General features: G+C 67.5%; 41 protein-coding genes and 1 tRNA gene. 22 read left to right on the forward strand and 20 right to left on the reverse strand.

Going from position 1 to position 23112, the window contains the following annotated elements; all coding sequences use genetic code 11:
* Positions 1-48 precede the first annotated feature (48 nt).
* The 5 genes from KME82_RS11165 (at position 49) to KME82_RS11185 (ending at position 3707) form a co-directional block, all read left to right on the forward strand.
* Positions 49-786, forward strand: coding sequence for an SGNH/GDSL hydrolase family protein (locus KME82_RS11165; RefSeq protein WP_345777983.1), 738 nt, complete (start codon positions 49-51; stop codon positions 784-786).
* A 325-nt stretch (positions 787-1111) separates the two neighbouring features.
* Positions 1112-1528: a DUF5329 domain-containing protein gene (locus KME82_RS11170; RefSeq protein ID WP_215498561.1), complete on the forward strand. Its 417-nt coding sequence runs from the start codon at positions 1112-1114 to the stop codon at positions 1526-1528.
* Between the two features lie 49 nt (positions 1529-1577).
* Positions 1578-1781, forward strand: a complete 204-nt coding sequence (locus KME82_RS11175) for a PspC domain-containing protein (protein ID WP_215498562.1) — start codon at positions 1578-1580, stop codon at positions 1779-1781.
* A gap of 39 nt (positions 1782-1820) precedes the next feature.
* Complete coding sequence (locus KME82_RS11180) at positions 1821-2225, forward strand: hypothetical protein (protein ID WP_198339021.1); 405 nt, start codon at positions 1821-1823, stop codon at positions 2223-2225.
* Between the two features lie 954 nt (positions 2226-3179).
* Positions 3180-3707, forward strand: a complete 528-nt coding sequence (locus tag KME82_RS11185; RefSeq protein ID WP_215498563.1) for a hypothetical protein — start codon at positions 3180-3182, stop codon at positions 3705-3707.
* 55 nt (positions 3708-3762) lie between these two features.
* On the opposite strand, the gene KME82_RS11190 is transcribed toward KME82_RS11185, so the two are convergent.
* The gene (locus tag KME82_RS11190) at positions 3763-4581 is read right to left on the reverse strand and encodes an NRDE family protein (protein ID WP_215498564.1); all 819 of its coding nucleotides are present in this window, start codon (positions 4579-4581) and stop codon (positions 3763-3765) included.
* 208 nt (positions 4582-4789) lie between these two features.
* Between KME82_RS11190 and KME82_RS11195 the strand changes: the two genes are divergently transcribed.
* The 4 genes from KME82_RS11195 (at position 4790) to KME82_RS11210 (ending at position 6622) form a co-directional block, all read left to right on the forward strand.
* The gene (locus KME82_RS11195; RefSeq protein WP_215498565.1) at positions 4790-5137 is read left to right on the forward strand and encodes a hypothetical protein; all 348 of its coding nucleotides are present in this window, start codon (positions 4790-4792) and stop codon (positions 5135-5137) included.
* Positions 5138-5181: 44 nt separating this feature from the next.
* Positions 5182-5358 carry a hypothetical protein gene (locus KME82_RS11200; RefSeq protein ID WP_215498566.1) on the forward strand — a complete coding sequence of 59 codons (177 nt, stop codon included), beginning with the start codon at positions 5182-5184 and terminating at the stop codon, positions 5356-5358.
* A 53-nt stretch (positions 5359-5411) separates the two neighbouring features.
* Positions 5412-5498: transfer RNA gene (locus KME82_RS11205), tRNA-Leu, on the forward strand.
* Between the two features lie 152 nt (positions 5499-5650).
* Positions 5651-6622 (forward strand): tyrosine-type recombinase/integrase, encoded by a 972-nt coding sequence (locus KME82_RS11210; RefSeq protein ID WP_215498567.1) that lies wholly within the window; start codon positions 5651-5653, stop codon positions 6620-6622.
* Here the strand turns inward: KME82_RS11210 and KME82_RS11215 are convergent.
* The 18 genes from KME82_RS11215 to KME82_RS11300 all read right to left on the reverse strand — a co-directional run bounded on the left by KME82_RS11215 (position 6606) and on the right by KME82_RS11300 (position 16802).
* Positions 6606-6854 (reverse strand): hypothetical protein, encoded by a 249-nt coding sequence (locus tag KME82_RS11215; protein WP_215498568.1) that lies wholly within the window; start codon positions 6852-6854, stop codon positions 6606-6608. The two genes, KME82_RS11210 and KME82_RS11215, sit on opposite strands and share 17 nt — an antisense overlap.
* Positions 6851-7120 (reverse strand): hypothetical protein, encoded by a 270-nt coding sequence (locus tag KME82_RS11220; RefSeq protein WP_215498569.1) that lies wholly within the window; start codon positions 7118-7120, stop codon positions 6851-6853. The genes KME82_RS11215 and KME82_RS11220 overlap by 4 nt, the downstream gene beginning before the upstream one ends.
* On the reverse strand, positions 7113-7316 hold the full coding sequence (locus tag KME82_RS11225; RefSeq protein ID WP_215498570.1) for a hypothetical protein: 204 nt from the start codon (positions 7314-7316) through the stop codon (positions 7113-7115). Before KME82_RS11225 ends, KME82_RS11220 begins: the two co-directional genes overlap by 8 nt.
* Positions 7309-7965 (reverse strand): hypothetical protein, encoded by a 657-nt coding sequence (locus tag KME82_RS11230; RefSeq protein ID WP_215498571.1) that lies wholly within the window; start codon positions 7963-7965, stop codon positions 7309-7311. The genes KME82_RS11225 and KME82_RS11230 overlap by 8 nt, the downstream gene beginning before the upstream one ends.
* A complete protein-coding gene (locus KME82_RS11235; RefSeq protein WP_215498572.1) occupies positions 7962-8672 on the reverse strand; it encodes a hypothetical protein in 711 nt (236 codons plus the stop codon). Before KME82_RS11235 ends, KME82_RS11230 begins: the two co-directional genes overlap by 4 nt.
* 157 nt (positions 8673-8829) lie before the next feature.
* Entirely contained in the window at positions 8830-9447 is a 618-nt protein-coding gene (locus KME82_RS11240) for a 3'-5' exonuclease (RefSeq protein WP_215498573.1), read from the reverse strand.
* 62 nt (positions 9448-9509) lie between these two features.
* Positions 9510-9887, reverse strand: a complete 378-nt coding sequence (locus KME82_RS11245) for a Gp49 family protein (protein ID WP_215498574.1) — start codon at positions 9885-9887, stop codon at positions 9510-9512.
* A gap of 103 nt (positions 9888-9990) precedes the next feature.
* Positions 9991-10587 carry a hypothetical protein gene (locus KME82_RS11250; protein WP_215498575.1) on the reverse strand — a complete coding sequence of 199 codons (597 nt, stop codon included), beginning with the start codon at positions 10585-10587 and terminating at the stop codon, positions 9991-9993.
* Positions 10588-10617: 30 nt separating this feature from the next.
* Positions 10618-11658 carry a hypothetical protein gene (locus tag KME82_RS11255; RefSeq protein WP_215498576.1) on the reverse strand — a complete coding sequence of 347 codons (1041 nt, stop codon included), beginning with the start codon at positions 11656-11658 and terminating at the stop codon, positions 10618-10620.
* A gap of 3 nt (positions 11659-11661) precedes the next feature.
* Complete coding sequence (locus tag KME82_RS11260; RefSeq protein WP_215498577.1) at positions 11662-12606, reverse strand: PD-(D/E)XK nuclease-like domain-containing protein; 945 nt, start codon at positions 12604-12606, stop codon at positions 11662-11664.
* Between the two features lie 4 nt (positions 12607-12610).
* Complete coding sequence (locus KME82_RS11265; protein WP_215498578.1) at positions 12611-13966, reverse strand: DUF7666 domain-containing protein; 1356 nt, start codon at positions 13964-13966, stop codon at positions 12611-12613.
* Positions 13956-14189 carry a hypothetical protein gene (locus KME82_RS11270; RefSeq protein ID WP_215498579.1) on the reverse strand — a complete coding sequence of 78 codons (234 nt, stop codon included), beginning with the start codon at positions 14187-14189 and terminating at the stop codon, positions 13956-13958. Before KME82_RS11270 ends, KME82_RS11265 begins: the two co-directional genes overlap by 11 nt.
* Complete coding sequence (locus tag KME82_RS11275; RefSeq protein ID WP_215498580.1) at positions 14176-14400, reverse strand: hypothetical protein; 225 nt, start codon at positions 14398-14400, stop codon at positions 14176-14178. The genes KME82_RS11270 and KME82_RS11275 overlap by 14 nt, the downstream gene beginning before the upstream one ends.
* A complete protein-coding gene (locus KME82_RS11280; protein WP_215498581.1) occupies positions 14397-15215 on the reverse strand; it encodes a hypothetical protein in 819 nt (272 codons plus the stop codon). Before KME82_RS11280 ends, KME82_RS11275 begins: the two co-directional genes overlap by 4 nt.
* The gene (locus KME82_RS11285; RefSeq protein WP_215498582.1) at positions 15212-15409 is read right to left on the reverse strand and encodes a hypothetical protein; all 198 of its coding nucleotides are present in this window, start codon (positions 15407-15409) and stop codon (positions 15212-15214) included. Before KME82_RS11285 ends, KME82_RS11280 begins: the two co-directional genes overlap by 4 nt.
* Positions 15406-15801, reverse strand: a complete 396-nt coding sequence (locus KME82_RS11290; RefSeq protein ID WP_215498583.1) for a hypothetical protein — start codon at positions 15799-15801, stop codon at positions 15406-15408. The genes KME82_RS11285 and KME82_RS11290 overlap by 4 nt, the downstream gene beginning before the upstream one ends.
* Before the next feature lie 187 nt (positions 15802-15988).
* Complete coding sequence (locus KME82_RS11295) at positions 15989-16336, reverse strand: hypothetical protein (protein WP_215498584.1); 348 nt, start codon at positions 16334-16336, stop codon at positions 15989-15991.
* Positions 16305-16802, reverse strand: a complete 498-nt coding sequence (locus KME82_RS11300; protein WP_215498585.1) for a hypothetical protein — start codon at positions 16800-16802, stop codon at positions 16305-16307. Before KME82_RS11300 ends, KME82_RS11295 begins: the two co-directional genes overlap by 32 nt.
* Before the next feature lie 117 nt (positions 16803-16919).
* Here KME82_RS11300 and KME82_RS11305 point away from each other — a divergent pair, with 117 nt between their 5' ends.
* Positions 16920-17198 (forward strand): helix-turn-helix domain-containing protein, encoded by a 279-nt coding sequence (locus KME82_RS11305; protein WP_215498586.1) that lies wholly within the window; start codon positions 16920-16922, stop codon positions 17196-17198.
* 16 nt (positions 17199-17214) lie between these two features.
* On the opposite strand, the gene KME82_RS11310 is transcribed toward KME82_RS11305, so the two are convergent.
* Positions 17215-17409 carry a hypothetical protein gene (locus KME82_RS11310; protein ID WP_215498587.1) on the reverse strand — a complete coding sequence of 65 codons (195 nt, stop codon included), beginning with the start codon at positions 17407-17409 and terminating at the stop codon, positions 17215-17217.
* 70 nt (positions 17410-17479) lie between these two features.
* Between KME82_RS11310 and KME82_RS11315 the strand changes: the two genes are divergently transcribed.
* From KME82_RS11315 to KME82_RS11370, 12 genes are read left to right on the forward strand one after another with little or no spacing between them, the layout of a single operon-like run.
* The gene (locus KME82_RS11315) at positions 17480-17881 is read left to right on the forward strand and encodes a hypothetical protein (protein ID WP_215498588.1); all 402 of its coding nucleotides are present in this window, start codon (positions 17480-17482) and stop codon (positions 17879-17881) included.
* A complete protein-coding gene (locus tag KME82_RS11320; protein WP_215498589.1) occupies positions 17881-18219 on the forward strand; it encodes a hypothetical protein in 339 nt (112 codons plus the stop codon). The genes KME82_RS11315 and KME82_RS11320 overlap by 1 nt, the downstream gene beginning before the upstream one ends.
* Positions 18219-18398, forward strand: coding sequence for a hypothetical protein (locus KME82_RS11325; protein ID WP_215498590.1), 180 nt, complete (start codon positions 18219-18221; stop codon positions 18396-18398). Before KME82_RS11320 ends, KME82_RS11325 begins: the two co-directional genes overlap by 1 nt.
* Complete coding sequence (locus tag KME82_RS11330) at positions 18395-18997, forward strand: hypothetical protein (RefSeq protein WP_252255700.1); 603 nt, start codon at positions 18395-18397, stop codon at positions 18995-18997. Before KME82_RS11325 ends, KME82_RS11330 begins: the two co-directional genes overlap by 4 nt.
* Entirely contained in the window at positions 18994-20019 is a 1026-nt protein-coding gene (locus tag KME82_RS11335; protein ID WP_215498591.1) for a YdaU family protein, read from the forward strand. Before KME82_RS11330 ends, KME82_RS11335 begins: the two co-directional genes overlap by 4 nt.
* 25 nt (positions 20020-20044) lie before the next feature.
* Positions 20045-20653: a hypothetical protein gene (locus tag KME82_RS11340; RefSeq protein ID WP_215498592.1), complete on the forward strand. Its 609-nt coding sequence runs from the start codon at positions 20045-20047 to the stop codon at positions 20651-20653.
* An 8-nt stretch (positions 20654-20661) separates the two neighbouring features.
* The gene (locus tag KME82_RS11345; RefSeq protein WP_215498593.1) at positions 20662-20859 is read left to right on the forward strand and encodes a hypothetical protein; all 198 of its coding nucleotides are present in this window, start codon (positions 20662-20664) and stop codon (positions 20857-20859) included.
* A complete protein-coding gene (locus KME82_RS11350) occupies positions 20856-21152 on the forward strand; it encodes a hypothetical protein (protein WP_215498594.1) in 297 nt (98 codons plus the stop codon). The genes KME82_RS11345 and KME82_RS11350 overlap by 4 nt, the downstream gene beginning before the upstream one ends.
* Complete coding sequence (locus KME82_RS11355; protein ID WP_215498595.1) at positions 21149-21418, forward strand: hypothetical protein; 270 nt, start codon at positions 21149-21151, stop codon at positions 21416-21418. The genes KME82_RS11350 and KME82_RS11355 overlap by 4 nt, the downstream gene beginning before the upstream one ends.
* Positions 21415-21876, forward strand: coding sequence for a RusA family crossover junction endodeoxyribonuclease (locus KME82_RS11360; protein WP_215498596.1), 462 nt, complete (start codon positions 21415-21417; stop codon positions 21874-21876). Before KME82_RS11355 ends, KME82_RS11360 begins: the two co-directional genes overlap by 4 nt.
* Complete coding sequence (locus KME82_RS11365; RefSeq protein ID WP_215498597.1) at positions 21873-22094, forward strand: hypothetical protein; 222 nt, start codon at positions 21873-21875, stop codon at positions 22092-22094. Before KME82_RS11360 ends, KME82_RS11365 begins: the two co-directional genes overlap by 4 nt.
* On the forward strand, positions 22091-22645 hold the full coding sequence (locus KME82_RS11370; RefSeq protein WP_215498598.1) for a hypothetical protein: 555 nt from the start codon (positions 22091-22093) through the stop codon (positions 22643-22645). Before KME82_RS11365 ends, KME82_RS11370 begins: the two co-directional genes overlap by 4 nt.
* The last annotated feature ends 467 nt before the right edge of the window (positions 22646-23112 follow it).

Here is a 23112-nt window from a genome sequence, read left to right on the forward strand (position 1 = left end):
TACGTCGCCCGGGTTAGTCTTGACTCAGACCGACTTCGGAACACCCGCATGCATAGAATCCTGAGCTTGTTGCTGATTCTCGCGCTGACCGCCTGCGCGGCCACGCCGGGTCGCCAGACCGCGGCGGCAGCCACCGATTCCGCCACCACCACCCCGGCCGCAGCGGCACCCGAAGGCGCCGCGCCTCGCGACTCGCGCGAATGGGAACCGACCGTGCAGGCGTGGGAAGCCGAGGATGCGCGCGTTCGTCGCATGCCCGGCGCGGTGGTGTTCGTCGGCAGTTCCTCGATCCGCTACTGGACCACCCTGGCCGAAGACTTCCCCGGCGTGGTGTCGATCAATCGCGGTTACGGCAGCTCGCGCGTCTACGACTCGGTGTATTACGCCGATCGCATCGTCAACGCGTACCAGCCGCGCGCGGTGGTGTTCTACGCCGGCGAAAACGACCTCAACGAAGGCCGCAGCCCGCAGCAGGTGCGCGACGATTTCGCCGCGTTCGTTCAGCGCGTGCAGGCCGGTACGCCGAAGGCGCGCATCGGCTTCGTGTCGATCAAGCCCAGTCCCTCGCGCAGGGCGATACTGCCGCAGGTCGTCCAGGCCAATGCGCTGATCGGCGACTACATCAAGACCGTGCAGGGCGTGGACTACCTCGACGTGTTCACGCCGATGCTCGATGCGAGCGGTGAGCCGCGCGAGGCGTTGTTCCTGGCCGACCGCCTGCACATGAATCGCACCGGCTACGCGATCTGGATCAAGGTGGTCGGCCCCTGGCTGGCCAAGCACTGACCAACCGCCGCGGCGCAAGCACCGAGTCTTTCTCTTGTGTGAGAGCCTCCAGGCTTTTATGGGAGGGCCTTCCGGCTTTTGTGGGGGGCCTTCTTTTGTGGGAGGGCCTTCAGGCCCGACGCTTTCCGCTCAGATCGCCACGCACCTCACCACAAACAATTCGGCCACAGACGACGCCATCCGAGGCATACCGTGCTTCGACATCTCGCGGACATGGCCGCTGCCATGCTCCGCGCCATCGACCATCGACCATCGACCATCGACCATTGCCGTTCCCCGTCCCCCGTCCCCGCGGGGTACACAGTCGGCCAGCGAGAACCGCCCCATGAATCAACGCGTCGCCGCCTTTCGTCCCCGCAGTCTCGCCATATTCGCCGCGGCCGTGCTCGGCGCCGCGTCCATCGCCGCCCAGGCCGCGCCGTCGGCCCAGGCCGTGCGCGAAACCGAGCAGTTGATCCAGGCGCTCGGCAGTTCGGGTTGCCAGTTCGAACGCAACGGCAGTTGGTACGACTCGGGCGAGGCGCAGGCGCACCTGCGCAAGAAACTGGCCTATCTGCGCAAGCGCGATCTGGCCGATACCGCCGAGCTGTTCATCGAACGCGCCGGCAGCGAAAGCAGCTTCAGCGGCAAGCCGTACCGGGTGCGCTGCGGCAACGCCGCGCCGGTCGCCTCGGCGGCCTGGCTGAAAGCCAAACTGGTTCAGCTGCGCGCCGCCCGGCCGGCGACGACGCCATCACCGTGACGCGCTAGACTGATCGCGGACCTGCAGTGAGCTTCGGAGACGGCGAGGAATGAACAACGCCACGCCCCGGTTCTGCCGCTCCCGGCACGACCGCATGATCGCCGGCGTGGCCGGCGGCCTCGCCCTGCGCCTGCGCTGGAATCCGGTGATCGTGCGCGGCGCCTTCGTGGTGCTGGCCCTGGCCACCTTCGTACTGCCGGTCGCCCTGCTGTATCTGATCCTGTGGCTGTTCATGCCCGAAGAGGGCTGCTGACTGGGCGCGTTGCTGCGAATCGCCGGCGCCGTGCTCGGCATGCTCTGGACCTCGCCGGTGACGGCGCTGGGGTTGATCGCCGGCGTGTTCGCCATCCCGTTCGGCGCGCGGCCGCGTCTGCGCCGCGACGATCTGGCGCTGGTGTTCCAGCACTGGCCGTGGGGCCCGGGCGGCGCGATCACCCTGGGCAATGTCGTGCTGCACACCGGCGAGGATCTGGATTCGCCCTGTTACACCTACGCCCACGACGCCGGCCATCGCACCGAGCCGCCGATCAAGCTCGCCGATCACGAACGCGCCCATGTCTACCAGTACATGGTGCTGGGGCCGCTGTTCCTGCCGTTGTATCTGCTGTGCGGCGGAATCAGCGTGCGCAACCGCTTCGAGCGCGCCGCCGATCGTTATGCGCAGACCGGACGCGGCTGGTGGCCGTGGTCGAAGTAAATGCAGTCGAGGGCACTTGCCTGCGTCGCGCGGATTTATTTTGATCGACGGCGGCTACACGAAATCTTGATCGGCCGCTAACGACGGCGGCGATATCCTGCACGCGTCGGAGAAAAACCAACGGACGCAAGCCCGATGCAATCGCTCCGACACGGAAGGCCCGGCCACCCGAGAAACCTCTCGAGGACTGGGCCTTCTCATTTTTGACGGGCAATTTGCTGCGTGCAATCGCGGCCACCGTGCGGGCATGTGAATCCGGCCATGCCATGCGTTCTCGTTTCTGTCTGCTGCTTTGTCCGTGGCGCTTGCGAGCCTGCGTGAGACGCGCTTGGCGCGTCGCGATATGCGCGGCGCGGTCGTCGCGGCTTGATCGAAGCGCGTATGTGTCGAGGCCTGTCGCCCGGTGCAGCGTGCAGTGACGCGCGTCTTGCATCGACATCCTCAACGTCTTGGCGGCCGACTACATCTCGGCGAGCGGCCGCCGATGCAACGCCATCAAGCGAATGCAAACACCGTCACAAATAGGCGCATCCACGCAATACGTGTGAGCCGATCCGCGCTGGTATCGCGAGTCCTGGTATGGCGCTGGACGCGCGATGCCGGATTCGTTAATCCCCGCCGGATCGGACATCGCGCGTCGCGCCGAGTTGCGCGGCGGTATCCGTATCCGGTGGGTCGAAACGCTTGCGCCGCCCGTGCACGGAGCTGACGCGCAGGGATGTGTGCGGGTATCGATCATTGCCGGTTCGATTCGACTGTATGCGGCGACGCACCCGTTGGATCGAATGCGCGGTGATGGCTGACCGACGCGGCGTTGCGGCAATCGGCATGCGCGTCGCGTCGCCTTGGTCGTATCCGTCAGTTCGCAACCTAACTCGTCTGCTGTCCCCGCAGGCCGCCCAGGCCCGCGCCGTGCAGTCACGCGAAAGCCTATTCACATCGACAAGGAGTCTTATGAAAGCGATCACCCTCGCACTGGCAGGCCTGCTCGGACTGGCCGCGTTGCAACCCGCTCACGCCGAGTTCGTCATTCCCGCCGGGCCGTTCGCCAACGAACAAGCGCTCGTGGCCTGGTGGAACGCCAACAACAGCAGTGGCTTGGTCACCGAAGTGTTTCTCAACGGGCGCAAGGTCTACGACAAACCCACCGGTTGGGGCCCGGCCATGGTCGCGCCGTACTACCTGTGTGCGGCCACTCAGGACGTACGCGCGCGCTGCAACAGCACGCTGGACGGTTCCACCCGGCTCGACACCTTGATCGACCTTTTCGACACCGGCGTCGGCACGCGTCCGGCGTTGGCCGACACCGACATCTACCTGGGCGCGGACCTGGTCCGTCCGTTCACCACGCCGTCGCGCCGGGCGCAGGTGTTCCTGATCCGATGCCTGGGCGATTCGAGCCGCCGCGGCGGCTTCTACTACTACAAGTTCCACCACATCATCCCGGACTTCGGGCCGCCGATCTCTCACGGCTGCTACTGACGGCAGCCGGCGTTCTCGACCTGGATCGGGATTGGCCTTGCAGACAGCCCGCGGATCACACGATCCGCGGGCGCAGCGGCAACGACACCGCGGTTTCCCCGGCCGGTACGCCGCCGGGCCCGTAGCGGCGTTCGACGAACGCGATCTCGTCCCGGCCGATCAGCACGATGCTGCTGCAGCGCGTGCCGTAGCGCTCGCCGAGCACGAACGGCGGCGACAGCATGCGTTCGAGCTCCAGGCCCACGCCGGTATCGGGCAGCGCCTCGTCGGGCGCCACGGTGGTGTCGGCCATCGCCGCGAGCAGCATCGCCAGGCCCGCCTCGCCGGTGTGCGGGGGTTGGCCCGAACTGGGTTGCTGCGAGGCCGGCGATTCCAGCCAGGCCGACAACGCCCGCGTCGCCAGTCCGCTCTTGGGCCAGGGCGCATCGAAGTCGCCGTTGGACATGGCATGCACGCCGCGTGTCACTGCGTGCATGCGGAACTGCGGATGGTTGCTGCCGAACATCAGCGCATCGCCGTCCCACAGCAGCAGATTGAAGCGGCCGAACTGCGGCGCGTCGGCGCGCAGGCTTTGCAGATAATCGGCCGCGCTCATCGCGCCGCGCACGAATTCGCGCACCAGCGCACCGCGCGATCGCGGCGCGGTTTCCGGATGCAGGCCGGCGCGCACGTTGGTAACCGCGGCCAGTCGACCTTGGGTGGAAACCTGCAACCAACTGCCGCCTTGCAGCAGATCGCGGCCGCCGAAGACATGCGGATCGTCGGGATCGACGCCGGCCGCGGCGGTGGGGCGCGGGTGGGCTTCGTCGCGATTGGCGATCAAGGCCAGGCGATAGCGCGGATGGTGTTGCCAGGCGAGGGCGATCAGGCACATGCCGGCATTCTAGTCGCGCGAGGTCACGTCCATGTGGAGCCGGCAGGCGGTCCACACCCGCCGCCCGCGCGCAACCGGCAGGCGTCGCACACCCGCCACGACGAATGGCAGGTGCGGGCCTGGCGGGCTGGTCATATTCTGGCCACCGTCTCAACAGATGAGATCGCTCCACGTTCTGCTAGCCGGCGCAGAAGGGGAGACGTGTTCGATGAATCGTGGTGCCAGGATGTTGCTGCAGTTGTTCGCGCCGGCGTTGATCGTGGCCGTGAGCGGCCCGATCGCCGGCACGGTGTTGTTGCAGATGGGCGATACGCCCGCCGCCGCCGGGTTCGCGCCGATCGCGCACGGGCTGCGGCTGGGCGGCGCGGGCGCCGGCCTGGCCATGGCGACGTATTCGCTGTGGCGCCTGTGGCGCTGGGAACGCGGCTTGGAGCCGCAATGCCCTTGTGGCGGCCTGCTGTCGCGGCCGTCGAGCGGCCGTCGTGGCCGCTGCGACCGAACCCGCCACTGCCTGGGTTGCCGCCGGCCTCAACCGGACCCTCGACCCGACCACTGATACGGCTCCCCCGATCAAGCCGGCAAACCAAGGACCCCGATCCTATGCTCGCCACCGCCGCCGCCATCCGTTGCATCGTCGCCGCTCCGCCGGCCGCGGTGCGGTCCGCGCCGGCGCAGCGTGGCGCCTGGGAGGAGGCCGCGCCCGAGCGCGCCGAGGCGGGCTACCGGGCCGGTTCGCCGACCGGTGGCGAGGGCGACGGGGCAGGCGAGCGGCATTGATGTTTTCGGCATGCAGACTCCGGCCGTTTCGATAGGTATACTGCGCACCCGCTGCCGGAGTGGCGGAATCGGTAGACGCAGCGGACTCAAAATCCGCCGCCCTTAAAAGCGTGTGGGTTCGAGTCCCACCTCCGGCACCAAAGCATAAATCTCGGTCCCTGCGACTCTGCCCGGATTGAATACGAAACGCCCGCCCCGCAAGGGTTCCGGGCGTTTTCTTTTTCCGCGATCACCACGGTTTGCCCGGGGTCGCGCATTCCCACTCCCCAAAATTTCCCCATACGATGCGGCCATGGCAAGCATCCGACCGAGCGGTTCCAAGTGGCGAGTCCAGGTCTACGTAGACGGGGTGCGCGCGTCGGAAACCTGCAGCACGCGCAAGGAAGCGGCGCAGTGGGCGCTTGAGCGCGAGGCTGAGTTGCGCGGCACGAAGCTGCCGGATCGGACGTTCGGCGACGCCATGAAGCGCTACGCTAAGGAAGAAGCACCGAAGCGCGCCGGCGCTCACTGGGAAGTGATCAGGCTCAAAGCGATGCAGAAGACGCCGATCGCAAAGCGTCGGCTGGCGGCGCTCGCCGGCAACGACTTCGCCGAATGGCGCGACGCGCGGCTGCAGAAGGTAAAGCCGGGCAGCGCCGCGCGAGAAATGAACCTGATGCGCGCGGTGCTCGAAGTCGCGCGCCGCGACTGGAAGTGGATCAGGGTCAACCCGATGACGGATGTCCGGTGGCCTGTGCAGCCGAAGGGGCGCGCGCGGCGTGTTTCGGAAAAAGAGATCGAGGCGCTGGCTAAGCAGATGGGCGTATGGGACGAGCTGCGCGCCGAGACCATGACCAACCGCATCGGCCTGGCTTTCCTGCTGGCGATCGAGACGGGGATGCGATCGGGGGAGATGCTGTCCCTGACCTGGCCGAACATCCACCTGCAGCAGCAGTTCGTGCATCTGCCGAAGACGAAGAACGGCGACGCGCGAGACGTGCCCCTGTCAAAACGAGCGGTCGAGATCCTGCGAGCGTTGCCGTTGGGTTTCGGCCCGGTATTCGCGCTTAGCGACCGCGACCGGGATGCGTTGTATCGGAAGGCGCGTGACAAGACACCGCATCGGGATGTCCACTTCCACGACAGCCGGTCGGAAGCAATCTGGCGACTGTCGAAGAAGCTGGACGTTCTGCAGCTCGCGCGGGTGATCGGACACCGCGATCTCAAGAGCCTGATGATCTACTACAACGAACCGGCGTCCGAGCTGGCTAAGCAGCTCGGTTGATCTTCCGCTCGTCCTCGGCCCAAAGCGCCACCTCAGACTTCTTCCACTTCTTCTCGTTGCCGATGATGAGCGGCGTCGGGAAGCTGGAACGGTTGGCGACGCGTTCGAGGAAACCGCGGCGATTGGGCTCGCCCTTCGTGAGCAGCCCCAGGTAGACCGCGCAGGCGTCGGCGCACAGCCAGCAGTCGCCGGCAACCAGCGCGGTCAGAGCAGCAATAGATGCTTCGGTCATGGTTCCAATCCCAGGTTGAGCAAGTCGATCGCGTCGACGTCGTTGCGCAGCGTCCAGCGCGCGCGGCGCAACTCGGCCGCGATCTGCTGGCGGCTGTCCTCGACAGACACGAGCACGTGGTGGGCGACGAGACGGCGGGTGGTCTCGGAGCGCCGGAACAGACGCCAGGCCACACCGAAGCCGTTCGGGTCCGGCAACCGCGCCCAGGCGAAGCGCCGACCCTTCGCCGGCTCGCGGCGGTGTTCGAGGTGGGCGCGATCACGCATCGCGGCGTCCCTCCGCGCGCGTGTTCGTAAAGAACCCGCATTGTTCGCAGCGCTGGCCGTAGTCCGTTTCCGCGAGAAGCCCGTGCCCATTCGGACACATACCGCTTCGGATCAGATAGTCCTGCTCGACAAACCGATTGCGGTCTGCCTCGCTGTCGAATCCGAAGATTCGCTCGGGGTCGATGCGCTCAACCATCGGTCAGGCCCTCGGGTTGAACGACGCGGGCTGCGTCAATGGCTTCGCGCGGCGTCTCGCCGTACCAGCAGCCAACCACGTCATCCTGCGCCGGCCGAAACACCACCGCTAGCGCGGCAGCGGTCTCGACGTATTCCTCGCGACAATCGGCGCTGAGATCCTTCCAATCCGGGTAGCCGTGACGGCGTTGAGGCGGGTTTCGGCCACAGAGCACGTCGTAGACCTTGCTCGCCAATCCCTCGTCGACCGCGGCCGCAGGCGTAGCGGCAAGCAGGGGCGTGCCGGGCTTCACGCACAACAAGCCCTCGGGGTCGCTGTCCACGTCGCGATAGTCGCGCGGCTCGCCTGTGTGCGGATTTACGAGCACCGACGCCGCCACCTGCGCAGCGGGCGCGGCGGCAAGGGCCGCATTCCACCCCTTCGCATAACCGACTTGCTCGCAGTTGCAGTCCTCGTCGTAGTTATGCTCCCTCGGCACCAGCACCATGCCGGCCGGCGCGGCCTGCGGGGCGGTCGCCATCGCTTCGCGGAGCAGAGGGCGCCACCAGTTGGCCTGCGCATGCAGGCGCGGTTCTCCAAACCACGACCCTTTGAGCTCGCCCTCGCCGAGCAAGAACTTGTGAATCGTCTCCAAGTTCGCGGCGCTCATGCGCGCTGCTCCTGCTCGACCACCGCGCCCGGGTAGTCGGCCGCATCGGCGTCGGCCCAGTTGGTAGCGGGATCGGGCACGTCGTCGGCTTCGATTGCCGGCGCGGCGGCGACCATGCGCTGCCAGATCAGTCGCGCACCGTAGGTCTGAATGATCGTGTTGGGCGCGTTGAGCATCGCCTCGGTGGGTTCCCTGGGCACCATGACCATCCCCAGCGGAACCCTGGCGACGGGCTGCGCGGCCTTCATGCGCAGGATCTCGGACTGCATCCGTTCGAACTCGGCGATGCCGTTCTTGGGCTCGCGGAACTGGCCGCGCACGTAAGGCTTGCCTTCGAGGGCGCCGTTCGCGCGCGCTTCGATCCAGCGGATGCGCACGGTCTGCGACCGGCTCTGATGCGCCGACCGCGCGATGTGGTCGAGGGCGTCGCGCAGCATGCTGATTTCGTCGTCGCGCGCGTCGCGGGCCGGCGGGGTGGCCAGGTCTGCTGCGGTCATCGGCACGTTCCCGCGCTGCATCCGTTCCCAGAACTGCATGCCGGGAATCGGCTCCGGGTACAGCTCAGTTACGCCGACGACGTGACCGCCCTCGGCGAAGGTGATCGAGCGCTCGGCGCAGGCGCGGGTCGTGCAGGCTGGGCGCAGATGAATTCCGTCGGCGCCACGCACGAGCATTGCATGGGTGGGGCTCTGTTCGGTCGCGTTCATTTGCTGGGCTTCCGGTAGGGGTTGGTGCGCAGCCGTGCATGCGAGGCGCGCGCTTTGGGTGTGTCGCAGTGGGGGTGATCCCGCCAGGGCGACGGCTTCCGCGCGGCGCGCTCCTGGGCGCGCTCGCGGGTGGTCGTGGTTTCGGTGCGTAGCCGGCTCACGCGGCGGCCTGCTGGCGATCCTTGATCGCCCAATACACGGCCTCGCAGCCGTTGACGTCGACCATCGCGTCGTGCGCTCCGTCGAGCTTGCGGCCGGTGAAGAACTCGTAGGCTTCCGAGAGCTTCGGCGTCTTGGGCTTGTTGAAGCCGGCGCGGAGCATCTTGGCGGTAGGCGGCAGGTTGACGATCGGGGCCGACAGCTCCGCAGTGCATTCGGCGAGGCCGTCTTTCCAGTGGTCGGCGACCCTCGCCTCGTCGAAGCGGAACAGGGCGATGCGGATGATGCGCGCGTCGAACTGCTCGTTGTGGCCGACCCGGCGGTCGACCGCGGCCCATGCGTCGATCAGCATGCCCAGCGCCTTGCGCTCCGGGATACCTTCGTCGAGCGCGCGCTCGGTCGTGATGCCGTGGACCGCGGCCGCCTCATCGGGGATCGTCCAGCCGTCCGGCTTGATGATGACGTTGACCGCGTCCAGCGCGAGGCGAGTGAACGAGTCGACGATCTTGAAACCGAGCTGCGCCATGTGCGGCTGGCGCGGGTCCGAACTGCGCTCGCTATACAGCGGAAACCCCGTGGTCTCGGTGTCGTAGAAAAGCAAATTCCTGTTGTCCATGTGCCCTCCGGGGCGTCTCGCGGATGGCCGCTTACGGCGGCCAGTCGTAATGCTGGGAAGCGTTAGGCCGCAGCGGCGTGCAGGGAATCGCGCAGGCGGAAACCGAGAAGCGGCCAGACCTTCGCCTCGGCGTTCTGGCGCGCGATCTTCCGGCCGATCTCGGCGTCGAAGTTCTCGGGGCTGGCGCACGCGCTTTCACCGGTGACGGTGAAACCGTTGCTGAGCGTCAGCACGCAGAAGGTCAGCAGATTCAGCGGACCATCGGGCTTATCACCGGGAGCGCCGGCCTTGATGCCGTTCTCGATCCAGTGTCCTTTGACGCCTTCGGCCGCGGTGAAGCAAACGGCGCCGACGATGGCGGCTTGGACGTCGTCGGGCGTCACGCGCGGCGCGGTCAGTCCCTTGGCCTGGATGTCGTCTTCGATCTGTTGGTCGGTCATTGCGAATGCCCTCCTCGGGCTGTGGGTGAAAGGTGGTGCGCCGGCGGCGGAACGCCGCGGGGGGAGAGGGGCGGCGCTCTACGCCGCCGGCGCACCGTAGGGGTCAGGCGGCCGCGCGGTCGGCGGCGTCCTGCTGGTCGAGGGTGTCGCCCTGCGAGTCCTCGATATCGACCTGCTGCGGCGCCGGCGCCGGCGGGCGCAGCGAAATGCGACCTTCCTCGCGGCTGAGGAAATGCAGCTGACCGGACATTTCCGGCGTCGGGAACACGCGCGCGTTGAACGTGAGTTCCAGCGAGCCGCCGTCGAGGGCCTTGAAGACGAAGGCCGACAAGGTCACCTCGTCGAACTCCAGCGAGTCGGACAGGCCGAGATCGGTGTCGATCGCCATGTGGTATCCGGGGAACTTGTCTCGGAGACGCAGCGGTTCGAGCATGGGATGCGCGAGCGCGGTCAGCCCGTCTTCCGGTTGCGGCATCAGGTCCGGCTGTTCCGGCTCGTCCTTGTCCCGCGTCACCGGCCGCGCGTTGGCCTTGCTGTAGAGGAACGGCCGGTAGTCGGCGCCGAACGCATCGAGAACGAGGCTCGACACGATCATCTTGATCTTGATGTCGCCGGCCGGGACGTGATCGTTCTTGCCGCGCTTCTCGGTCGTGGCGTTGTAGTTGGTGCAGGTAAACGGCTGGTTTTCGGGCTGGAACATGAGGATTGCTCCTGAGTCGGGCGTTGGCGGTTACTGCGGGAGATCGAACGAATCGCGGCGGCTCTCGTAGAGAGCTTTCAGCGGCGGGCGCTCGGGTTCGGGAAGGGAGCGGATCAGGTCGGCGGCCTCGTCGAGTGCTTCGAGAGACTGCGCGGCGACGATGCCGTCGTGGACGGATTGCGCGGTCGGGCCGTCGTCCTTCGGTGCTTGCTTGCCGGCGTTGCGCTTGCTCAGCGTGGCGGCCATGTCGGCGACGGCCGACTTGCTGGTCGCCGCCGGCACGGCGCTTTCGGGTTCGGGCGCGAATGCCGCTTCCGGCGTGATATGGCCGCCGCGGATCGCGGTCTTGAACCCGGTTAGCGCTTCGAGCTGTTCCAGCCCGATGTCTTCCATGCCAGCGACACCCAGTCGCGCAAAGACCTGTTCCGGCGACACACCCACCTTGGCGAAGAAAGCGACGGCCACATCGCGGCGCGCGCTAAGGGTCGTCACGTCGCCGACGGCGACCATGCGGGCGGCCTCGTAGATCGGAAGCCAGATCGCCTTTGGGATGCCGGCAACGATCGCATTCCGCAACGCAAGCGAGATGGCCGCATTACCGGTGACGCCGATCATGTCGGCGTTGTAACGCTTGTTGTATTTGTCGGTGATGCGCCGGCGGACCTCTTTCGTTACCTGCACGTTCTTTTCGAGGTCGTGGAACACACCCTGCGCGACGATGAACTCGCGCTCCTCGGCGACGATCCTGCCGCCGGTCCGGTTGTTGCCGAAGCAATGCATGATGATTTCGGCAAAACGCACGCTGGGTCCGGTGATGAACTTCTTTTCCCCGCGATCGTCCTTGCCGCGCGGCAACGAGTAGATGCAAGCCTCGGCGGTGTCCTCGTCCAGGCTCACGAGCTGGCGGGCTTCTTTGATGAAGCCGGCGACGCTGCGCGGGAATGCGCGCGCGGTTGCGATCTGTCCGTCGATCTCTGCGCGGTTGATGGCAATCAGCGATGACGTGTCGGTCGCGGCCGAAGGGTCTTCGCGGTCCATCAGTTCGGGTTCGGGTTGGCGGCGTGCGCTCATGGTTTATTCCTGGGCGTTGTAGAAGGCGTAGGCGGGCAGGGTCAGCGAGCCGATCCCGGTGGTCGGGCCGGGCCAGCGGCCGGACTTGAGGCAGGCGGCGAGCTTGTCGAGCGAGCGATTGCGGATCTCGTAGCCCAGTTCTTCGGACGGGGCATCGATGTGCCAGGCCGCGGAGACGTGCGGCTCGTTCTTCTCGACGGGCAGGAACACGAAGCTGCGGACGGGTTGCCCGCAGGCGCGGAAGCCCTCGCAGTAGTGCGCGTGCTGGACGTGGTAGCGGTGCCGATGCACGGCGCGCGAGAACGGCTCACGACATGCGCTTTCGCAGGACTTGAGGTCCATCGCGAGGCCCAGGTCAGGCGCCCACAGATCGGCGCGCGCCTTGCAGATCACGCCGGTGCGCTCGTCGACCCAGCACAGCGTTACTTCGGTCTGACACTCGGCTAGCAGCTCGCCGACGGTGATCTCGACGCCGATCTCGGGGAACTCCAATTCCAGCGCGCGCAGACTGGCGGCCATCGCCTCGGCCTGAGCGAACGCGTCCGCGGCGAGCATGGTCTTGCCGAGCGAGCGCGCTTCCCACGTGTCCCACCAGTCGATCGCCGCCTTCGTGGCATCGCTGGGCTTCGCGGCGTTGCGCAGGTAGCGCAGATCGCGCGGTGCGTCTTCCGGCAACACGATGTACGTGTCGCGGAACACTTCGGGTTCCAGCGTCGCGCAATGCAGCGCGCGACCGAACACCAGCGGCGGCGAATCCTTGTCGGCTTCGGGGTGATGCACCCACCAGTGGAAGTGCTTCGGCGTGCCCTCGTCGATGACGCTCAAGCCGCCATTGCTGGCGACGTCGAGTCGGCGCTCGTGGTAGACCTCGGCGGGCACACCGGCCTTGATGACGCCGATTTCCAGGCCGAGCGCGTCGCCTAGCACCGATTGCAGTTGCGCCGCCATCGGGTCAGACCTCCACCGGCTTGCCGTCGCGCAGCATGTAGAACACGCCGGGCTTGATGCCCTCGCGGCCGGCGATGCCTGCCCACACGGCGATGATCTTGTAGTCGTCGTCCCGCTCGACGAGGAACAGCGCGCAGCCCTCAGCGCCCGACGCGCGGCCTTCGTATCCGGTGGCGCTCGCCGCGCCCTGGTAGCCGGTGGCGCTCGCCGCGCCCCGGGTGCCGGTGGCGCTCGCCGCGCCCTGGTAGCCGGTGGCGCTCGCCGCGCCCCGGGTGCCGGTGGCGCTCGCCGCGCCCTGGTCGCCGGTGGCGCTCGCCGCGCCCTGGTAGCCGGTGGCGCTCGCCGCGCCCCGGGTGCCGGTGGCGCTCGCCGCGCCCCGGGTGCCGGTGGCGCTCGCCGCGCCCTGGTCGCCGGTGGCGCTCGCCGCGCCCCGGGTGCCGGTGGCGCTCGCCGCGCCCTGGTAGCCGGTGGCGCTCGCCGCGCCCTGGTCGTCGGTGGCGCTCGCCGCGCCCCGGGTGCCGGTGGCGCTCGCCGCGCCCTGGTCGCCGGTGGCGCTCGCCGCGCCCCGGGTGCCGGTGGCGCTCGCCGCGCCCTGGTAGCCGGTGGCGCTCGCCGCGCCCCGGGTGCCGGTGGCGCTCGCCGCGCCCTGGTAGCCGGTGGCGCTCGCCGCGCCCCGGGTGCCGGTGGCGCTCGCCGCGCCCTGGTAGCCGGTGGCGCTCGCCGCGCCCTGGTAGCCGGTGGCGCTCGCCGCGCCCCGGGTGCCGGTGGCGCTCGCCGCGCCCTGGTCGCCGGTGGCGCTCGCCGCGCCCTGGTCGCCGGTGGCGCTCGCCGCGCCCCGGGTGCCGGTGGCGCTCGCCGCGCCCTGGTAGCCGGTGGCGCTCGCCGCGCCCTGGTAGCCGGTGGCGCTCGCCGCGCCCTGGTCGCCGGTGGCGCTCGCCGCGCCCTGGTAGCCGGTGGCGCTCGCCGGCGAAGCGGGATCGATCGGCAACGCGCGCTTGAACGTGTATTCGATCGCGGCCTTGATGAGGCCAGGCAAACCGAGTTCGACCTTGACCGTGATGGACCGGCTCGCGACCTTGTTGCTCTCGCGGCTCAACTCGCCGGACTGTTCGACCAGCGCGAAGCGACTGCCGGCCGGCGGGTAATAGCGGAACACGTCGAGCGGGTACTCGCAGGCGTGGAAGCCGCCTTCGCACGCCTTGACGATGCCGGTGTGCGTGTAGGTCTTGCCGACCTCGTACTGCACGCGGGTGCCGCCGTCGGGGTTACAGGCGAGGTCCTTGTCGAAGCCCTTGTAGGACACGACGGTCTCGGCTTCCGCGGTCGGCGCAGCGGTCTTGCTCTCGGTTTCAGTGCTCATGGGTTTCGTCCTTGCAGAAGGGCGCGACACGACCGGCGACGGTCGCTGCGGATTGGCGGAAGTACGCATCGCGCTGAGGGAGCAATCCCTTGTCGGGGTCGCTGGGCGCGGCATCGGTTGCGATAGGGGCGGTGATCGCGGCGGCAGGAAGCGCGCCGCGGCGGCCGCGTTCGATCATCGAGCGCGACAGCGCGCGCACGAGGTGCGGGTTACGGGTCTGCACGGCGGCAACCCTCCAGAATGGCGCCGACGATCCAGGCGATCGCGGCCACTACGACGGCGATCACGGCCGGCAACGGTGCCTTTGTAAGGACGGCCCAACCGAGCACGCCCACAGCGGCGTAGCAGACGGTCATGGCGAGGTAGTCGGCCCAGGTCATCGGCAGCGACAGCTCGCGGCCCTGACGGGGGTTCGGTTCGATCTGGGCAGTCATGACAGTGCGCGAATCGCTGCCGCCAGCGTCGCCTCGGCCTGCTCCAACTCATCGCGCTTTTTCGCGGCCCAGTCTTGCGCCGCCTTCAACTTGTGCGCGCCGATCGCCTTCGCGATCTCATCCGGAACCGGTACGTCGAACGACTTCGCGCAATCGACGATCTTTTCCATGACCCAGGGCCGCGCCTGCTCTTTGGCCCACTTTTCTCGCATGTCTTTCGCAATGCGCGCCCGGAGCACTGCCTCTGCATCTTCATACGAAGTGCAAGGGACGCACTCGGTCCAACAGCCGCTGCCGTCAGACCACCGGTTTATGTTCCACGTCAGATCGCCATTCGAGCGCCCGAACAGGCTCAAAAGACGAAGGGCGCGGTCACTTCGGTTCGCCTCCCGGTCTTGTATTGCCTGCTGGAAAGTCTCAATGCGATAGGGAGGGTCGTAACTCTCCACCACGAAGTGCGTGATTTTGCCGGCGATGTAGTCATCGAGACGTTGCAAGCTTTCATGCGCGGTAACTCGCGCCTTGCGAGCTTCCGCGTCGCGCGAGAATTGACGCAGGGTCGTTTCTTGACGATGGATTTCAACCCGCAACTCTCTGCGCTGGGTTTCGAGCGCAGCGACTTCATCGGCGAGCTTCTCGGTCGGCGCGTCGCGATACACGCGGTCGACTAGCTTGTGATCGCGCGTCTCCTGCCCGTACTCGGTGTCATAGATCGGCGCGACGACGTGCTGACTGCCGGCGGCGGCGATGTATTCGCATGCGCGGCCGCTCAGCAGGTAGACGGTGGCGCCGGCCTCGAAGGTGTGGGCGGTCACGACAGCACCGCCTGCGCCACCAGCAGCGCGCGCGCCGCCTGGGCGACCGCGATGTGCTGGTCCAGCTGCGGCAAGGTCAGCGTCAGCGACACGCGCGAGCCCGGCGTCTCGATCCAGATCGTCGGCTCGGTGTCGTCGACCAGCCGCGTGCCGACGGCGCGGTATTCGCCGTTGATGAAAACGGAAGTGCTCATGCTGAAAGCTCCCGCGCCGACACCGGCGCGTAGTCGGTGGGAAGGCGCGACGGAGCCATCGCGCAGGCGCGGGCTCGGTCGTAGGTATGCCGAATGGGCGGAAGGCGCAGAGCCTCCGCGATCGGATCAGCCGGCGCGCGCAGGCGGCGCAGATAGACCGCGCGCTCTGCCTGCAGGTTCTCCAGCGGGTCGGTAGCGTTGACGCGGACGAAGCCGTAGCCACCGCAAAGGCAGCAGGTCAGCGATTCTTCGAGCTGCGGGTCACGGCTCGGGTGTTCGAGCAGCTGCGCGCCGGCGCCGGCACAGTCCGCGCACTGGCGATAGCTGATCCCGGCGCGGCTGTAGCCGCGCGATGCGCTCTGCTGGCGCTGGGCCTGTTGCTGGGTTGCCATGGTCTCGCCCCATCTGGCCGGGTTGGCCGATGGAGAGACGTTATCGAAACGGGAATGTTCCCGCAATAGGAACATTACCAATTCGGGCATTTGTCCGACGAGCGGTAGTCGTTACCCACAAAAAAGCCCGCCATGAGCGGGCTTCGAACCGTGCTTGATGTCGCGGTATGCGCTGTCCGGCCGCCAATTACGCCCTGTGGATCAGTCCTCGATCCTCAAACGGGACGTCGTCGCGGATGCACTCTCTGGCTGTTTCCATAAGGTCAAGTAGGGCTCGGAGGCTGTCATCGTCAAGGCCAACCACGGACCCGGCTCTGCGCGTCTCTTGGCGTACAAGCCAGTCGAGCGAATACATGCGCTTCAAGTCGGCGATCCGGTCCAGGTGCCATGCGCGATCGATGGCGGTGAGCGATTTACTTGCACCGACATCGAAATCCGCGGGAGTCACGATGCGGAACTTAGGGCGCGCGGGCAGTTCGCGGAGCCTGTCCGCAACCATGGTGCTAAGCGCGTCGAGCCTTGCTTTGTCGGTCATTTTGCTCACTCTCCTGGTCCAGTTCCTCGGCTATCGCCAGACTGAGCCGAACAAGGTTGGGCTTCGCTGGCGTGGTCAATTCGGCATAAACCGCAGCGATCAGTCGCGCGTGCTTTACCGGATCGAAATCCCGCCGCCAGGTGTTGAACAAGCCCTGCAGCCATTCGATCGACGCCGCGAGTTTTTCGTCATCCAGTCGCTCAGGCTGCGACGGCGTGACCTCCGTCGCGGTCGAGTTCCCTGAATCGGAACTGGCGCTGGCCCATTGTGGGGAGTCAAGCCAGCCGGAGTCCTTTCCGAGCTTGGCCTCAATGTCACGGGCGAGCCTGTCCCCGATGTTTTTCCCACCCAGCCATTGACTGACCTGCACCTGTTCGCGGCCGATGGTGCGCGCGAACTCAGTAGGCCCCCCAGACTGAGCGACGAGGAGTTCGATGTTCCGCTTTCGGACGGCTTTGTTATCCATATGGGAATTGTTCTGGCCTCCGTTCGTCGGCGGAATGACCAGATCGGGAACGTAACCATTGCGGGAACATTCCCGTTTCGATAATGTCGCCGTGTCCTCCACTGCCCGGCGCCCAACATGGCCCCCGACACCTGCGATCTGAAAGCCCATCTCACCGAGGTCGACGGCCGCACTTCCCGCGACGGCACCGAGTTGGTCCGCATCGCCACCTTCTGCAATGTGTCCCCCGGCTTTCTCTACGTGGTCGCGCTCGGGCATAAGCCAGCCAGCGCCGAGCTGGCGTGCCGGATCGAATACGCGACCTTGGGTCGCGTCGACCGTCGGCTCACCTTGCCCTCGTTCCCTTGGGATCGGCCCGCCGAGGCTGAAGACGCCCACGCCGGCGAGGCCGCCTGACATGGCCCGGCCCACCTCAACGCCCCCGGCGCACGGTCGCCCACGGGAACACCACGACCTTCGCGACCTGGCCGGGCTCTGGGGCAGGGCGGGGCGGGGGAAGCCTTCGAATCTCGGTGCCGTCCTCGTGATGGGTGACGGCGAACGCGTTGCCGGCCATGCGAACGAGTTCGACGACGTTCGCGGCGTCCTTCTTTCCAGCTGATTTCACGTCGGCTCGTTCCTTCGGGACCGGGCCTTTATTTCGCCTCGGCGAACCCTCTCAACCGAACACAACACGCATGAGCCGTCTTGAGCAGCCCACCCTTTTGCAGGTCCCGGTGAACCCTTCTGAGGTCGCCCGAAAGCTGTCGTGGGCGTCCGCGATCGAGCATTGCGCGGAGCTGGCCGGCTACTCGTTGGACAAGCAATCGAGCGCGATCGCCGGCATGGACAAGGCCCGCTGGTCGCGAATCAAGTCCGGGCAGGAAGGCATCAAGCCTGACCAGCTCGAAGCCTTCATGGACGCATGCGGCAACGACGCGCCGCTGCTGTGGCTGATGCACCGCCGCGGCTGGGATCTCAACAGCGTCCGCAAGCGCGAGACCGAGACCGAGCGCGCCTTGCGCCTCGCCGAAAAACGCATCGCCGAGCTGGAGCGCGATAAGCGCGTGCTCGCCGAAGCAATCAGGGGGAACGTCTAATGCCGATCCGACCGGAAAACCGCGCGCGCTATCCCGCGAACTGGAAGACCGAGATTCGTCCGGCGATCCTCGATCGCGCCGGCAACTGCTGCGAGGGGAGCCCGGATTATCCGGACTGTCGCGCCGCGAACGGACAACAGCACCCGATCACAGGAAGCCGCGTCGTACTGACGATCGGCCACCTCGACCACACGCCCGAGCACAACGCGCCGGACAACCTGCGCGCGTGGTGCCAGCGCTGCCACCTCAACTACGACAAGGGCCATCACGCCACGACCCGGCAGCGCACTCGCGCCGCCGCCGCTGGCCTGCAGCCCCTGTTCTCGGAGTCGCCGTGATGCGCCGCGAAACCCTTCCCGAGTTCGAATTCGTCCTCACGCCCGCCGAGCAGACCCGCGCCGCACTCGCGCGCCTCGAGATCGAAGCCAACCGGCGCCGGCGCAACGAGCAGGATCGCCAGCTGCAGCGCGAGGCCGACGCCCGCGCGCTCGCCCGTGCGTTGGAGCTGGCCGAGTGACCAGCACCGTCGCCGTTCTGTTTGCTCGGTCGGACAGCGTCTACAAGTCGCTGCCAGGCTGCGACGTGTTCGACCTCGACCGCGATGCGCGGACGTTCGTTGGCGGTATGCCCGTCGTCGCTCATCCGCCGTGCCGAGCGTGGGCCAGCCTGCGGCACTGCGCGAAGCCCGCCGAGGGCGAACGGGACCTGGCGCTTTTCGCGATCGAGCAGGTCCGTCGCTGGGGTGGCGTGCTGGAGCACCCGCAGTTCTCGGTGCTGTGGCGTGTTGCAGGTCTGCCGGAACAGCAAGCGCGCGACGAGCACGGCGGATGGACCCTCTATGTCCGCCAACACTGGTGGGGTCACCGCGCAGCCAAGGCGACCCGGCTCTACATCGTGGGTTGCGAGCCGGGCGAAATCCCGCCACTGCCGATGAAGATTGGCCCAGCGCCATGCACGGTGGGTCTGTGGAGCAAGCGCGATCGCGCGACAGCACGGCCGAGCATTTCTAAGCGTGAGTTCGAGGCAACGCCGGCGGCTTTCGCCGAGTGGCTGGTCGAACTGGCGCGACGCTGCGCGCTTGACGCTGCCAAAATCGGAGGAGATCGCGCCGCATGAACTATTTCGAGTTCTACGGTGGCGACTACCTACGCGACACGACCCGGTTGTCGCTGACCGACCACGGCGCGTTCCTGCGGCTGCTGATTGCGTACTACGCCGAGGAGGAGCCGCTGCCGGCCGCGCACGCCGAGCTGTTCACCATCGCCGGCGCGACGTCGAGCGCCGACAAGGCCGCGGTGCGGAAGATCGCCGACAAGTACTTCCCGGTCGGCGCCGATGGCCTGCGCCACAACGGCCGCGCCGACGAGGAGATCGAGAAGGCTCAGGACCGCATCGAGGGCGCGCAGGACAAGCGCAGCAATGAGACCGAGCGGCAGCGGCGCACGCGCGCCAGGCGCACCGCGTTGTTCGCTGACCTGCGCGACCTGGGCATCGTCCCGGACGGCCTCATTACGATGGCCGAGTTGAAGGCGCTGCATGCGGCCCATGTCACGCGTGACTCAGGCGTGACAGATGGCGTGACAGGGCGTGACACGTCACGTGACAACGGGGCTGTGAACACGGCTACCACACGCCACACGCCAGACCCCAGTAATACCCCAGGGGGGAATAACCACACCCCGTCGGCTGCGCCGGCCGTGTGGGTCGATCCGCCTGCCGAACGCCTCGGCCAGTTCGAAAGCCACGCCGCGCCGCTCAAGCCCACGCCCAATCCCGTCGCCGCCTTCGCGATCGCGCTGAGCAAGGCCGGCGTGCCGTGTACGGCCATGAATCCCGACCTGATCGCCTACGTCGCCGAGGGCGGCACGGTCGAGGATTTGGTCGCCCTCGCGCGCTCTCCCGGCTTCGTCGGCAAGCCCGCCACCTACGTCATCCGCGCCGCCCGCCGAATGCTGGCCGAGGCCGCGCAACCCATCACCGGAGCTACCCGCCATGAAAACCGCAGCCGAAGCGGCAACCGAATTCGTCCGAGCCTTGCCGACCAGCACCGCGCAGATCACGAGCGTCGCGCCGGCGGACGACCCGAACCCGCGCCCGACGACGCCATCGACGGCACCGCAGTCCGCATCCCGACTTAGCGCGCTGTGGGAACGGATGCTCGGCATGTACGGCAACACCTGGGCCAGCCAGTACGGCACCGCGGCCAGCGGCAGCGCCGCCGAGACCTGGGGCGCGGCACTCGCTGGGCTGACCCCGGCGCAGCTGGCCGACGGCCTGCGCGCCTGCGTCGCTGAGGGTCGCGAGTTCCCGCCCAACGCGCCGCGGTTTCGATCGTTGTGCTTCGGCGTGCCGTCCCTTGATCGCGTGCTGCTCGAAGTGCGCAAGCCCGACACCGCGTCGCAGTTCACCCGCGTCGTGTACCAGCACGTCGACGGCTACACGCTGCGCCACGCATCCGAGGATCGCGTCGAGCAGCTGATCACCCGCGCCTACAACCTCGTGCGCGAAACGGTCATGAAGGGCGAGCCGCTACCGCCGGCGCCGATCGCCGCGCTCGACCTCAAGCCGCCGCCGGCGCCGAAGTACACGCCCGGCGTGGCCGAGGCCCGGCTCGCCGAAATCCGCCGGATCCTCGAGCCGACCGCCGAGGAGCGCGCCGAAGCCGCGGAGAAGGAACGCCAGGCCGAGGAGAACCGGCGCATCGCCGCCGAGCTCGCCAACCGTACCAACGAGCCGGCACCGCTGCCGGATGAGCCTGCGGGGGCTCCATGAACGTCGACTTGCGCCCGGACCTGAGCGATCGCGACGTGTTCGAACTGCTCAAGGCGGGCTGCAACGCGCAGGAGATTGCCGCTTATGCCGGCGTGTCCAGTGCGACGGCCTGGTCGATGATCAGCCACGCACACCGGGCCTATTCGCACGAGCGCATGCCGCCGCCGGCGCCGCGCGCGCGACCGCTCGAAAGGCAGTGGCGATGAGCTGGCACTTTGCGCCCGAGACGCCGACCACCGCCGGCCTGTACGCGGTCATGACCAGCACCGTCGCAGGCGACCTGCCGCGCTTCCTGCGCTGGCACTCCAGCGGCACCGGCTGGCGCCTCGGCGCTCGCCGCGAGGCCGTCAGCGCCTTCTACGGCCCGATTCCCGAATGCGTGTTCCCGCACGCCGACGTCGACCACCTGTTTGACGCCCCTGTGCGGACCCGCACAGCCACCAATCCGCCGGCATCGCGCATGCGCGCGTGCGGCACCAACCGGAGCAACCGCCCATGACTCGATTCCACCGCGCCAAGCAGATCGCCGGAGCTGTCCTGTGCTCGCTGGCGAATATCGTCGCGTCTTCTTTCCCATTCCTGACCGTGGCTGTGGCGGTTGGCGTTATGGCGCTCGCGGCGTGGTCGGGCATCAATGATTACCGGCGAGGAAAACAATTCACCGCAACGTGCTTTGCGGCCGGTGCGATGCCGTATCAGCTCCGCGGCGGGGATTGGGTTTGTATGCGTCCCGCGCCGGTGGTCGTGCTGGAGCCGCAGCGATGAGCGCCATCACCCTCGTTCTGCCGTACCCGATCAGCGCGAACCGGTACTGGGCGACGACGACCATCCGCGGCCGCGCGATCACTTACGTGACCAAGGAAGCGAAGCAGTTCCGCGCCGACGTGGCGAACATCGCTCGTATGGCCGGCCTTCGTACCCCGCTCGACGGCCGCGTTGCCCTAGTCCTGCGCCTCTACCCGCAGCGGCCGCAGGACTGGGCGAAGCGCGCGCGCAAGAATCCCGACTGCTGGGATGACGACGTCCGCTGCATCGACCTGGGCAACGCCGAGAAGGTGCTGAGCGACGCGCTCAACGGAATCGCCTGGGTCGACGATAGGCAGCTGCGCCGGATCGAGCTGATTCGCTGTGAGCCCGACGGCGACGGTCGCGTCGAGGTCACGATCGAGCCGCTGCAGCGCTCGCTGGTCGCGCCGGTGCTGTTCGGGGAGGTAGCAGCATGACGCTGTTAGCCCTGTTCATCGGATTCGTCCTTTGCTGGGCGTTTGTGCGTGCGGTGCTACGTCCGCTGGAGGCCCTCGCGATGGCCGCGATGTGCGCGGAGAGTGCCGCACAGCAGAGCCAGCAGGAGAAGCGGGCACGAGCGGCCTACGCCCGAGCCGGCGCCGACGCGCTCGCCAGGATCGAAGCCGACCTGACCGCGAAGCGGAGGGCACCTTGACCCCCGAAGACCTCGACGAACTCCTGCACGCCTGGGGCCGCGCTTACGGTGAGCGGCGCGGCGCAGAGTGGGACGAGGATCGCAGCCCGACCGGCGACAGCCCAACGGCGCGCGGCATGCAGTTCGCGCCAGGGACGCGCGAGGTTGCGACCCGGCGCCTGTCCAGCCTGGACCGCGCGGGTTTCGACCGCCGCGCCCTGATGCACGCCTTCGCCGCGGCCGGCGCCGATGGCGCGATATCACTCACCCCGTCATGGGCCTGCGATCCGGTGCCGGCCCGGGAGACTCGGCATCGCCACACTGAGGCGCCGCGGTACTCACCGCTGTTCACTGCCGAACTCGAACGCGTGCAAGACGCCTGGCTGGCCCTGCGCCGGCACGACCCGCTGCCGGCCGAGTGCCTGCGCGTCCAGTACCAAGTCCGGGGCCTGACCCAGCTCGAAAAGACCGACGTCGTCACCGCCAACGTCAACATCGCCACCGGCCTCAAGCGCTACCGCGACGAGCTGCGCACCGCCCGAACCTGGATGCTCGCCAGGCTCGCCCCTTGACGAGTGACGTCACTCGGGCGTAAAAAGCGCGCATCGTCAAGAATTGTCCTCGCGGCCAGCAAAGAGCGCGATGACCCTAGGAAATCAGCCACCGGCATCGTGGCGCTGGACCCGTAACCAGCATGAGAACCGGGGGATGCCACAAGTGAGGCGCCCGCCGCCCACTCCCGGGGCTTCACAACAGTCGACGACCCCATGACCATCGCTGACACCCCTCGCACCCTTCGACGTCAACGCTGCGACCTTTCGCTCGATATGGCGGCTCGATGAGTGTCCATGGCTTAGGACCCAAGAAGCTCCTGAAGTGCGCCAACATTCTGGGATTGCCTGTATTCCGCGCTTACACCGAGAAATCCACTACCACCGCGTGGTGCTGGACGGGGCAGAGTGAGGTGGCGCTAGTCGACTATCGAACCGGAGAGATTGTTTCTCCGCCGCTCCCATCAAAGCGCGAAATTGGTTGGCGA

The organism is Lysobacter capsici (genome assembly GCF_018732085.1).
In the GTDB taxonomy this organism is placed as follows: Bacteria; Pseudomonadota; Gammaproteobacteria; order Xanthomonadales; family Xanthomonadaceae; genus Lysobacter; species Lysobacter capsici_A.

Coding starts and splice junctions, on each gene's coding strand:
- KME82_RS11240 (WP_215498573.1), bottom strand. CDS start 9,447: ATGGACAACAGGAATTTGCTTTTCTACGACACCGAGACCACGGGGTTT.
- KME82_RS11275 (WP_215498580.1), bottom strand. CDS start 14,400: ATGACTGCCCAGATCGAACCGAACCCCCGTCAGGGCCGCGAGCTGTCG.
- KME82_RS11365 (WP_215498597.1), top strand. CDS start 21,873: ATGACGCTGTTAGCCCTGTTCATCGGATTCGTCCTTTGCTGGGCGTTT.
- KME82_RS11265 (WP_215498578.1), bottom strand. CDS start 13,966: ATGAGCACTGAAACCGAGAGCAAGACCGCTGCGCCGACCGCGGAAGCC.
- KME82_RS11225 (WP_215498570.1), bottom strand. CDS start 7,316: ATGGTTGAGCGCATCGACCCCGAGCGAATCTTCGGATTCGACAGCGAG.
- KME82_RS11325 (WP_215498590.1), top strand. CDS start 18,219: ATGCGCCGCGAAACCCTTCCCGAGTTCGAATTCGTCCTCACGCCCGCC.
- KME82_RS11190 (WP_215498564.1), bottom strand. CDS start 4,581: ATGTGCCTGATCGCCCTCGCCTGGCAACACCATCCGCGCTATCGCCTG.
- KME82_RS11335 (WP_215498591.1), top strand. CDS start 18,994: ATGAACTATTTCGAGTTCTACGGTGGCGACTACCTACGCGACACGACC.
- KME82_RS11195 (WP_215498565.1), top strand. CDS start 4,790: ATGAATCGTGGTGCCAGGATGTTGCTGCAGTTGTTCGCGCCGGCGTTG.
- KME82_RS11350 (WP_215498594.1), top strand. CDS start 20,856: ATGAGCTGGCACTTTGCGCCCGAGACGCCGACCACCGCCGGCCTGTAC.
- KME82_RS11285 (WP_215498582.1), bottom strand. CDS start 15,409: ATGAGCACTTCCGTTTTCATCAACGGCGAATACCGCGCCGTCGGCACG.
- KME82_RS11165 (WP_345777983.1), top strand. CDS start 49: ATGCATAGAATCCTGAGCTTGTTGCTGATTCTCGCGCTGACCGCCTGC.
- KME82_RS11170 (WP_215498561.1), top strand. CDS start 1,112: ATGAATCAACGCGTCGCCGCCTTTCGTCCCCGCAGTCTCGCCATATTC.
- KME82_RS11255 (WP_215498576.1), bottom strand. CDS start 11,658: ATGAGCGCACGCCGCCAACCCGAACCCGAACTGATGGACCGCGAAGAC.
- KME82_RS11220 (WP_215498569.1), bottom strand. CDS start 7,120: ATGCGTGATCGCGCCCACCTCGAACACCGCCGCGAGCCGGCGAAGGGT.
- KME82_RS11230 (WP_215498571.1), bottom strand. CDS start 7,965: ATGAGCGCCGCGAACTTGGAGACGATTCACAAGTTCTTGCTCGGCGAG.
- KME82_RS11215 (WP_215498568.1), bottom strand. CDS start 6,854: ATGACCGAAGCATCTATTGCTGCTCTGACCGCGCTGGTTGCCGGCGAC.
- KME82_RS11340 (WP_215498592.1), top strand. CDS start 20,045: ATGTACGGCAACACCTGGGCCAGCCAGTACGGCACCGCGGCCAGCGGC.
- KME82_RS11320 (WP_215498589.1), top strand. CDS start 17,881: ATGCCGATCCGACCGGAAAACCGCGCGCGCTATCCCGCGAACTGGAAG.
- KME82_RS11250 (WP_215498575.1), bottom strand. CDS start 10,587: ATGTTCCAGCCCGAAAACCAGCCGTTTACCTGCACCAACTACAACGCC.
- KME82_RS11235 (WP_215498572.1), bottom strand. CDS start 8,672: ATGAACGCGACCGAACAGAGCCCCACCCATGCAATGCTCGTGCGTGGC.
- KME82_RS11305 (WP_215498586.1), top strand. CDS start 16,920: ATGGCCCCCGACACCTGCGATCTGAAAGCCCATCTCACCGAGGTCGAC.
- KME82_RS11290 (WP_215498583.1), bottom strand. CDS start 15,801: ATGGCAACCCAGCAACAGGCCCAGCGCCAGCAGAGCGCATCGCGCGGC.
- KME82_RS11185 (WP_215498563.1), top strand. CDS start 3,180: ATGAAAGCGATCACCCTCGCACTGGCAGGCCTGCTCGGACTGGCCGCG.
- KME82_RS11315 (WP_215498588.1), top strand. CDS start 17,480: ATGAGCCGTCTTGAGCAGCCCACCCTTTTGCAGGTCCCGGTGAACCCT.
- KME82_RS11355 (WP_215498595.1), top strand. CDS start 21,149: ATGACTCGATTCCACCGCGCCAAGCAGATCGCCGGAGCTGTCCTGTGC.
- KME82_RS11260 (WP_215498577.1), bottom strand. CDS start 12,606: ATGGCGGCGCAACTGCAATCGGTGCTAGGCGACGCGCTCGGCCTGGAA.
- KME82_RS11360 (WP_215498596.1), top strand. CDS start 21,415: ATGAGCGCCATCACCCTCGTTCTGCCGTACCCGATCAGCGCGAACCGG.
- KME82_RS11300 (WP_215498585.1), bottom strand. CDS start 16,802: ATGGATAACAAAGCCGTCCGAAAGCGGAACATCGAACTCCTCGTCGCT.
- KME82_RS11245 (WP_215498574.1), bottom strand. CDS start 9,887: ATGACCGACCAACAGATCGAAGACGACATCCAGGCCAAGGGACTGACC.
- KME82_RS11180 (WP_198339021.1), top strand. CDS start 1,821: ATGCTCTGGACCTCGCCGGTGACGGCGCTGGGGTTGATCGCCGGCGTG.
- KME82_RS11175 (WP_215498562.1), top strand. CDS start 1,578: ATGAACAACGCCACGCCCCGGTTCTGCCGCTCCCGGCACGACCGCATG.
- KME82_RS11295 (WP_215498584.1), bottom strand. CDS start 16,336: ATGACCGACAAAGCAAGGCTCGACGCGCTTAGCACCATGGTTGCGGAC.
- KME82_RS11200 (WP_215498566.1), top strand. CDS start 5,182: ATGCTCGCCACCGCCGCCGCCATCCGTTGCATCGTCGCCGCTCCGCCG.
- KME82_RS11210 (WP_215498567.1), top strand. CDS start 5,651: ATGGCAAGCATCCGACCGAGCGGTTCCAAGTGGCGAGTCCAGGTCTAC.